This window comes from Lentibacillus saliphilus (assembly GCF_019093865.1).
In the GTDB taxonomy this organism is placed as follows: domain Bacteria; phylum Bacillota; class Bacilli; order Bacillales; family Amphibacillaceae; genus Lentibacillus_B; species Lentibacillus_B saliphilus.
On the sequence record NZ_JABJXD010000003.1, the window covers coordinates 365604 to 372507 of the forward strand.

The following is a 6904-nucleotide window of genomic DNA, read 5'->3' on the forward strand; positions in this document are numbered from 1 at the left end:
AAAAAAGAACCTCCAAATATATAAGTGGACGAATCCTGTTCAAAGGATACCACAATTGAGTATGCTCATTATTATAGCAAAACCCGGTTATAAATAAAATGTAATCGTTGAATTCAAATGCTTCTTCATTAATTGAAACCTAGCTTAGATCATTAACACGTTCTAGTCGTGGATTCGGTCGATAACGACGCCCTTCTTTTGCTTCTGGTGTACCATTCAGTAACACATTGTCTCCTGTGAAGCCAATATTAATTTTCAATAGACTGCCACCGACACCGTACATATCTACTGGCACACCACGCTGTTCAAAATATCGAATACGTTCTTCGGAGAAGCCACCACTGACAACAATTTTCACATGTTCAAATCCTGCTTCATCAAGTGCTTTTCGGAGTGCGAACATAAGTTCAGGATTGACCCCTCGCGGATCAAACGTCCCCATAAGATGGTGATTACGGAGAAAATACTTATCCACAAGTGTACGAGAGGTGTCTACACGGACGCCCTTTAACGCATCTCCAAATGCGTGTGCCACCTTCAAGGAATCCGTAATGACATCATTGTTATAGTCGACAAGTGCGACCAATTCATCCTCGGGATACATTTCATGATATGCGCGAGAAGCAGCGACAACATCACCACGGAACATTTGAATCATCGCATGGGGCATTGTTCCCATTCCTTGCTTTCCCCACCATTCGTTCATCGCATGAGTCGCTTGAGCGGTTGATCCTCCAATAAAGGCAGCATACCCATCTCCTGCTTGTTGTGTATAATGATCATCACGATCACCCATGAAAATGATTGGTTTTTGTTCCCCAGAACTAGAGGCGGCTTTTACCACATTATATACATTTGTTGCAACAGATGTTCTTCTGGCCAAAATCCCGTCAATAATACCCTCAAGGAAGCCAAACTGCTGATATGCACCAGAAATAGTCAAAACAGATTCAAACGGTGAAATTTTATCACCATCTTTTAACGAATGAATTTCAAGGGTTTCTGGCTGGTCAGCGAACGTATGGACAAGTGCAATTGCTTCATCTGTTCCACATAAAACAGCATCATGACTCTTTTGAAAAAATTGCATCGTGATATAATTGTTAGGTAGCTTTTTTTCGGCAATTTCCTTCGTTTTTAGAAAATAAACAGCTGAAAACCAGCCTTCTTTAATGCGTTTATCAAATTTAAACGTTTTATTTGTCAAACGTGAAATTTCCCCGCTAAGTTTTTGTTCTATTTCTTTCATAATCCGAGCGACTCCTTATCATCGATGATTTTCTTTCATCATATACAAACAAACTGAACGAAACAAGTTATTAATAACTTTTCCTACTTAATCTTTATAATGTATGTATCATAACATGGATGTCACACATGTGAGCCTTTTATGTAATTATGATGGATGATTTTCAAGAAATCATACCACTCCAACATACCTTCTACAAATAAATAGATCTAAACATTGAAAACAACCCAAGTCCAAGACACGGGTTGTTACTTCTTTAAAATGAGAATACTTGACCTACCTGATAATGATCGTCAAGCACATAAATTCCTTTTTCTTGTGGCGCATTTGGCATTCCTAATTCCTTCTGTGAACAGATCATTCCAGAGGACGGGACGCCTCTTAATTGAGCTGCTTTGATTTTCATCCCACCTGGCATAACAGCACCTACCTTTGCAACGACAACCTTCTGACCTGCTGCAACATTCGGTGCTCCACAGACGATTTGGAGCATCTCATCGCCAGTATCAACTTGACAAACACTTAATTTGTCAGCATTCTCATGCGGGGTTTTATCTTTCACAAAACCGACGACAAACTTCGGACTTAAATCAAAATCAAGGGAATCCTTCAGCCCATTTTGTTGGAACAACTGTTTTATTTGTTGAAGAAGTGAATTCGTCAAAGTGATCTGTCCAGTTTGCTCTAATTTAAAATGAGCAGATGCATTAAATATATTATAGCCGAGCACCTGGCCCTTTTTAGTTACTACACGTGTAATATCGCCAACTGTTTCATGCATGATATCGTATCGATCGCCCTCCTCAAGAGGGATCATTAATACATCACCAATGCCTTTAGGATTATAGAATACGTCCAATCACAATCATCCTTTACTTTCTAGGTTTGTTTTTAGCTAGTATAAATATCGGTTCTAGCGTTTGATCCTCATAAATAAATGGCAATGACGTAATCGGTATCCGCCCTTCAGCGAAAAACTTCATCGTCATCTGTCCCAGTATATCATATCCTGTGTTATTCTGGATATCAGCAATAATCAAGACATCCTGATGTGGAACTGCAACTGCTAGTTCTCCTTTAGCAGAAGCTTTCATCTCTTCTAAAAAAGCGTCATTTAATATGCGACTCGCATCATAGCCATCCTGCGTCGCAATAAAATAAAAGTCGTTTTCGGCGACACGGTCATGCTTTGGTACTGCAGGCAAAGAACGCATATTAAATCCGGCAATCTCATCAATTCGTGCTGGCGTCCAACCTTCCTTTTCCAGCAATGCTTCATCTATTAAACGGTATGATTTCCCTAAATCGAGCGCATAAAAAATGCGCGTCTCCGCTGTGTGGTCTTTATAGACAAGTTTTACCCCAGATTGGGTTGTATCAGGAAACGATGTTGCACGAATGACTGGATAAATATGCTTCTCCATCCCTGTCAGTTCATAGTCCTCATTCATAATCCTCATCGCTTCTTGAACGTGATCAACGAGTTCATCAATTGCTTCGTCACCTTTAAGGTTAAATTTAGCGATAACGTTTGGAAGCGTAATCGTTATGCCTTCTTTGGATTGATTCCATTCAATTCGATACGTATCCTTGTCACGATTAAACGACGTTCGCACATCTCCGTTTTGCAGTCGCTCATCAAGTATACGGCTTAGCTTGACACTTGTCATCGTCATATTATATTCCTCCTTCCATCTAGGCTTATCTATGACAAGCTTTGTATAAAGGATATAATTTGTTCTTTTGTTTTACGGTCTTTACTCACAAAACGCCCTATGTCTTCTCCATTACGGAACGCAATGAAGCTTGGAATACCGAATATATCATAATCCTGGCATACATCAATAAACGCATCTCGATCAATTGAGATAAACGTGTAATTCGGAAAATGTTGTTCGATTTCAGGCAGCTCTGGCTCGATTACACGACAATCAGGACACCAGTCGGCCGTAAATAATGCAATAACCTGATCTTTATTAATGTATGTCTTAAATTCATCCTTTGATTGAATGATTTTCATTTTTTATCAACTCCCCACACTATAATAGCCATGTTGCCTTATGGAATCAACCAAGCTGTTTGGATGTTTAGTTTGACGGTCCTTTAAGACTCACTTTTTTTCAATAGCGATTGAGCGCGCAATTCGCATTAGCATGTCAGCTTGGTCATCAAGGTCTTCTTTTGATGTCATCGTTGTAATTTTGGCACCACCAACACCGATTTGGATCTCATACTGTTCTTCTCCGCTAGACATAATACGAATATAGCCAAACTTTTTCTCATCCTTGAATGACTGATACACTACTGCTTCAGAATCTTTAGCTGATTCGAAATTCAAAGTACTTGTAGGATCTTCAAGATTGTTATAGAACACAATATATGTATGATCTTCATCCTCAAGAATTACATTGCTTGCATCTTCATCTACGACTTTAAGTGACTCTGGCAAATAAAATGCGAAGGAGTCTTCACCAGTGTAATTCGGCTGAGGTGCATTCTCCTTGTTGAACGCTTCCTCTGCATTGTTCTCAGCATCCTTAAGCGCATCTTCCTCGCTTTGAGAACAACCAACTAAAACAACACTAAAACATACGACTGTGATCATTAATAAACCTTTCCAACATCGCAACGGTACCACCCTTTCGTACTAGTTCTTTTTACCCTATTTTTATGATACTATTTTTTTTCTATTTGACAAGAATACCGCCTACTATTACAGGAACTAATGCCCCTCTAATCATCTTATATTTTTTTTACTGAGTCAAATAACACCGCATTTCACGATATCTCAAGATTGCAAGTGCCTATCAGGTAAATTGATTTACATGACTCATCACATTTTTTTATTAGTAAAAGGGGCTATGCTTGGCGAGACACTACATTATCCAGTAAAATGAAGATAGATTGAATACTTGGAGGGATAACATGGAACTAACTGTATATCTTGCTGGACAAATACATGATAATTGGCGTGATGAATTAAAGAAAAAGGCTGAAGAAAAAAATCTCCCATTAAACTTTGTAGCACCACAAACAAATCATGACAAATCAGATGCGATCGGAGAGGACATTATCGGTAAACAGCCTGGAAAAGTCTATCGAGACGATGCCGCATCCAGCATTAACAATTTCCGTACTGAGGTCCTTATGAAAAAAGCTGATATTGTTATTGCACTCTTCGGAGAACAGTATAAGCAATGGAATACCGCTATGGATGCGAGTGCTGCAATTTCCTTAAACAAACCAACCATTATTATTAGGCCTGAGTCGTTAATTCACCCCCTTAAAGAATTATCAAATAAGGCAAATGTGACTGTTGAAACAGTTGACCAAGCCTTGGACGTACTCGCTTATATTTATGAATAACAAAACACAGCGGTGAATCACCGCTGTGTTTTGTTTTAAAACTTACTATTATATTCCAACTGTCCACGTAAAAGTATGACGACATGAGCAAACATATCACTTCTAGTCATGAGCTGATTCGTAAAAATACCGATAGCCCCTTCATTTTGCCTAATGTCTTCCTTTTTCGTATATACATCCATCAAATGACCTAGTTCTTCTTGACCATCAAGGAGGCTTTTAAATCCCTTTGGAAGCTTAATTCGCGCCCCTGAAGCTGTATATAAATCACCTGATGGTGTTACCAATGCACCCCAATTACAAACATACAGGTGTCCGCCAAGCTCCATGACACCACCTTCAAGTCCGATCCCGTATGTACCAGAAGTATTATCTGCACACTGTGTCGCACGATTAATAGCGCCTTGAAGCGTTTCTTCATCAGTGATCGGTTGCGCTGATACATTTGAAGGAACTGAGTGGCCTTCTACGTCGGCCTCAGGAAAACCAGTACGGATGGCTAATAATTTTGCTTTGTTTTTTGATCCTGCTCTTATTTTCATGTTGCTAAGCCCTCCATAACGTAAAAATAACACTAATAGACACGTATTAACTATTTTTGCGGATGAGGTCTACTGTGTTTTGATCAGTTGATTTGACAAGCTTAATGAGCAATTCTTTCGCCGCAGCATAATCATCAACATGAATAATTGAGGCTGACGTATGAATATACCTAGAGCATAAACCAATGACTGCTGATGGAACACCTTCACCAGCCGTATGAACACGACCTGCATCTGTTCCACCTTGAGAAATGAAATATTGATATGGAATGTCATGTGATTCCGCTGTATCAAGAACAAATTCACGCATGCCACGATGTGTAATCATCGTACGGTCAAATATCCGGAGTAAAGCACCCTTACCTAATTGTCCAAAAGCATTCTCATCCCCAGCCGTATCATTAGCTGGTGACGCATCTAGTGCATAAAACACATCTGGCTCAATCATATTGGCTGCAACTTGTGCGCCGCGCAGTCCGACTTCCTCTTGAACAGTCGCACCAGAGAAAAGCTGATTTGGCAAAGTTTCGTTTTGGATTTCCTTTAATAGTTCAATCGCCAATCCACATCCATAACGGTTATCCCATGCTTTAGCCATTATCTTTTTCTCATTTGCCATAGGCGTAAAAGGACAGAGAGGCACAACAGCTTGCCCAGGCTTAATACCAATTTTCTCTGCATCCGCTCGGTCATCCGCTCCAACATCGATCAGCATATGCTTAACATCCATCGGCTTTTTACGTTGCTCTGGTGTTAAATTATGAGGTGGAATAGAACCGATCACGCCAATAACAGGTCCATTATCAGTCATAATCTGTACTCTTTGAGCAAGCATGACCTGATTCCACCAACCACCTAACGTTTGAAATCTGAGCATACCATTCTTTGTAATTTGTGTAATCATAAAGCCGACTTCATCCATATGACCGGCTACCATGACTTTTGGACCTTGTCCATGTCTCACACCAAATACGCCGCCAAGGTTATCCTGAATCACTTCGTCGGCATATAATCCTAATTCTTGTTTCATAAAAGCTCTCACATGATGTTCATTTCCCGGTGCGCCTTGAAGCTCTGTTAACGTCTTAAATAAGGACATTGTTTCTTGGTTCATATTCGTTCCCCCATTAATATGTGCTTTAATTAGTATAAACTAAAATCATCATAACTTTCCACTGTTCCCCTTTTTTAACTTATCATTTTGCATTCTCATGACATTTGGTATACTAGTAATGTATGTTCGAAAAGACGAAGCAACCGTCTCGCATTTTCATCTATTTGACTATGCTGACACTACTTACACTGCAACATGACTATTATTGCTTTTCGAACCAGCTGAACATATAGACATGATAAGTGATTTTTAAACTAAAGTTAGAGGTGATCATATGAGCGTTAAAAAAATGATGCTTGCAGCAGGACTTGGTGTAGCAGCCGGCTATACAGCTAGACGACTTCAGGAGGACTTGCAAAAAATAACACCCGAAAAAGCTTTGGACAATGCAAAAGAAACCTTTAAACGTCAGGGGCCAATTAGCGGATCGTGGATTTATATGAAGCCTGAAGAAGTTGAAAAAAACGGTCTGTTGTACACCGCTTACCGTGGTGGCGTAACACGAAATGTAGATGGCGAAAACAAACAATACGAATTTCATGTCGATCAAGAAACAGGCGCCGTCATTGACGCGACACAAACGTAAGAACAGAAAAAGTGGGTTGTACAATAAATGACGTTGGTGGGGAAAAC

General features: G+C 39.7%; 9 protein-coding genes. 2 read left to right on the top strand and 7 right to left on the bottom strand.

Translation table 11 applies throughout. The features are described from left to right. Positions 1-139 precede the first annotated feature (139 nt). The 5 genes from HPC67_RS08165 to HPC67_RS08185 form a co-directional block, all read right to left on the bottom strand. Positions 140-1249: a nicotinate phosphoribosyltransferase gene (locus HPC67_RS08165; RefSeq protein WP_217587051.1), complete on the bottom strand. Its 1110-nt coding sequence runs from the start codon at positions 1247-1249 to the stop codon at positions 140-142. A 256-nt stretch (positions 1250-1505) separates the two neighbouring features. Further along, positions 1506-2108 carry a YtpR family tRNA-binding protein gene (gene ytpR, locus HPC67_RS08170; protein WP_246569828.1) on the bottom strand — a complete coding sequence of 201 codons (603 nt, stop codon included), beginning with the start codon at positions 2106-2108 and terminating at the stop codon, positions 1506-1508. Positions 2109-2121: 13 nt separating this feature from the next. Continuing rightward, a complete protein-coding gene (locus HPC67_RS08175; RefSeq protein ID WP_217587053.1) occupies positions 2122-2925 on the bottom strand; it encodes a DUF1444 domain-containing protein in 804 nt (267 codons plus the stop codon). A 29-nt stretch (positions 2926-2954) separates the two neighbouring features. Next, positions 2955-3269 (bottom strand): thioredoxin family protein, encoded by a 315-nt coding sequence (locus tag HPC67_RS08180; RefSeq protein ID WP_217587055.1) that lies wholly within the window; start codon positions 3267-3269, stop codon positions 2955-2957. A gap of 90 nt (positions 3270-3359) precedes the next feature. After that, positions 3360-3878: a hypothetical protein gene (locus tag HPC67_RS08185; RefSeq protein WP_217587057.1), complete on the bottom strand. Its 519-nt coding sequence runs from the start codon at positions 3876-3878 to the stop codon at positions 3360-3362. A gap of 296 nt (positions 3879-4174) precedes the next feature. Between HPC67_RS08185 and HPC67_RS08190 the strand changes: the two genes are divergently transcribed. Further along, positions 4175-4615: a YtoQ family protein gene (locus tag HPC67_RS08190; RefSeq protein WP_217587059.1), complete on the top strand. Its 441-nt coding sequence runs from the start codon at positions 4175-4177 to the stop codon at positions 4613-4615. A gap of 35 nt (positions 4616-4650) precedes the next feature. On the opposite strand, the gene HPC67_RS08195 is transcribed toward HPC67_RS08190, so the two are convergent. Further along, positions 4651-5157, bottom strand: a complete 507-nt coding sequence (locus HPC67_RS08195; RefSeq protein WP_217587060.1) for a DUF84 family protein — start codon at positions 5155-5157, stop codon at positions 4651-4653. A 46-nt stretch (positions 5158-5203) separates the two neighbouring features. Further along, positions 5204-6271, bottom strand: a complete 1068-nt coding sequence (locus HPC67_RS08200; protein ID WP_217587061.1) for a M42 family metallopeptidase — start codon at positions 6269-6271, stop codon at positions 5204-5206. A 274-nt stretch (positions 6272-6545) separates the two neighbouring features. Here HPC67_RS08200 and HPC67_RS08205 point away from each other — a divergent pair, with 274 nt between their 5' ends. Then, positions 6546-6857 carry a PepSY domain-containing protein gene (locus tag HPC67_RS08205; protein WP_217587062.1) on the top strand — a complete coding sequence of 104 codons (312 nt, stop codon included), beginning with the start codon at positions 6546-6548 and terminating at the stop codon, positions 6855-6857. Positions 6858-6904 lie beyond the last annotated feature (47 nt).

What these genes read in the sequence shown, in the direction of transcription:
- HPC67_RS08200 (WP_217587061.1), bottom strand. Translation starts at nt 6,271, where the DNA reads ATGAACCAAGAAACAATGTCCTTATTTAAGACGTTAACAGAGCTTCAA.
- HPC67_RS08205 (WP_217587062.1), top strand. Translation starts at nt 6,546, where the DNA reads ATGAGCGTTAAAAAAATGATGCTTGCAGCAGGACTTGGTGTAGCAGCC.
- HPC67_RS08190 (WP_217587059.1), top strand. Translation starts at nt 4,175, where the DNA reads ATGGAACTAACTGTATATCTTGCTGGACAAATACATGATAATTGGCGT.
- HPC67_RS08175 (WP_217587053.1), bottom strand. Translation starts at nt 2,925, where the DNA reads ATGACGATGACAAGTGTCAAGCTAAGCCGTATACTTGATGAGCGACTG.
- HPC67_RS08180 (WP_217587055.1), bottom strand. Translation starts at nt 3,269, where the DNA reads ATGAAAATCATTCAATCAAAGGATGAATTTAAGACATACATTAATAAA.
- HPC67_RS08165 (WP_217587051.1), bottom strand. Translation starts at nt 1,249, where the DNA reads ATGAAAGAAATAGAACAAAAACTTAGCGGGGAAATTTCACGTTTGACA.
- HPC67_RS08195 (WP_217587060.1), bottom strand. Translation starts at nt 5,157, where the DNA reads ATGAAAATAAGAGCAGGATCAAAAAACAAAGCAAAATTATTAGCCATC.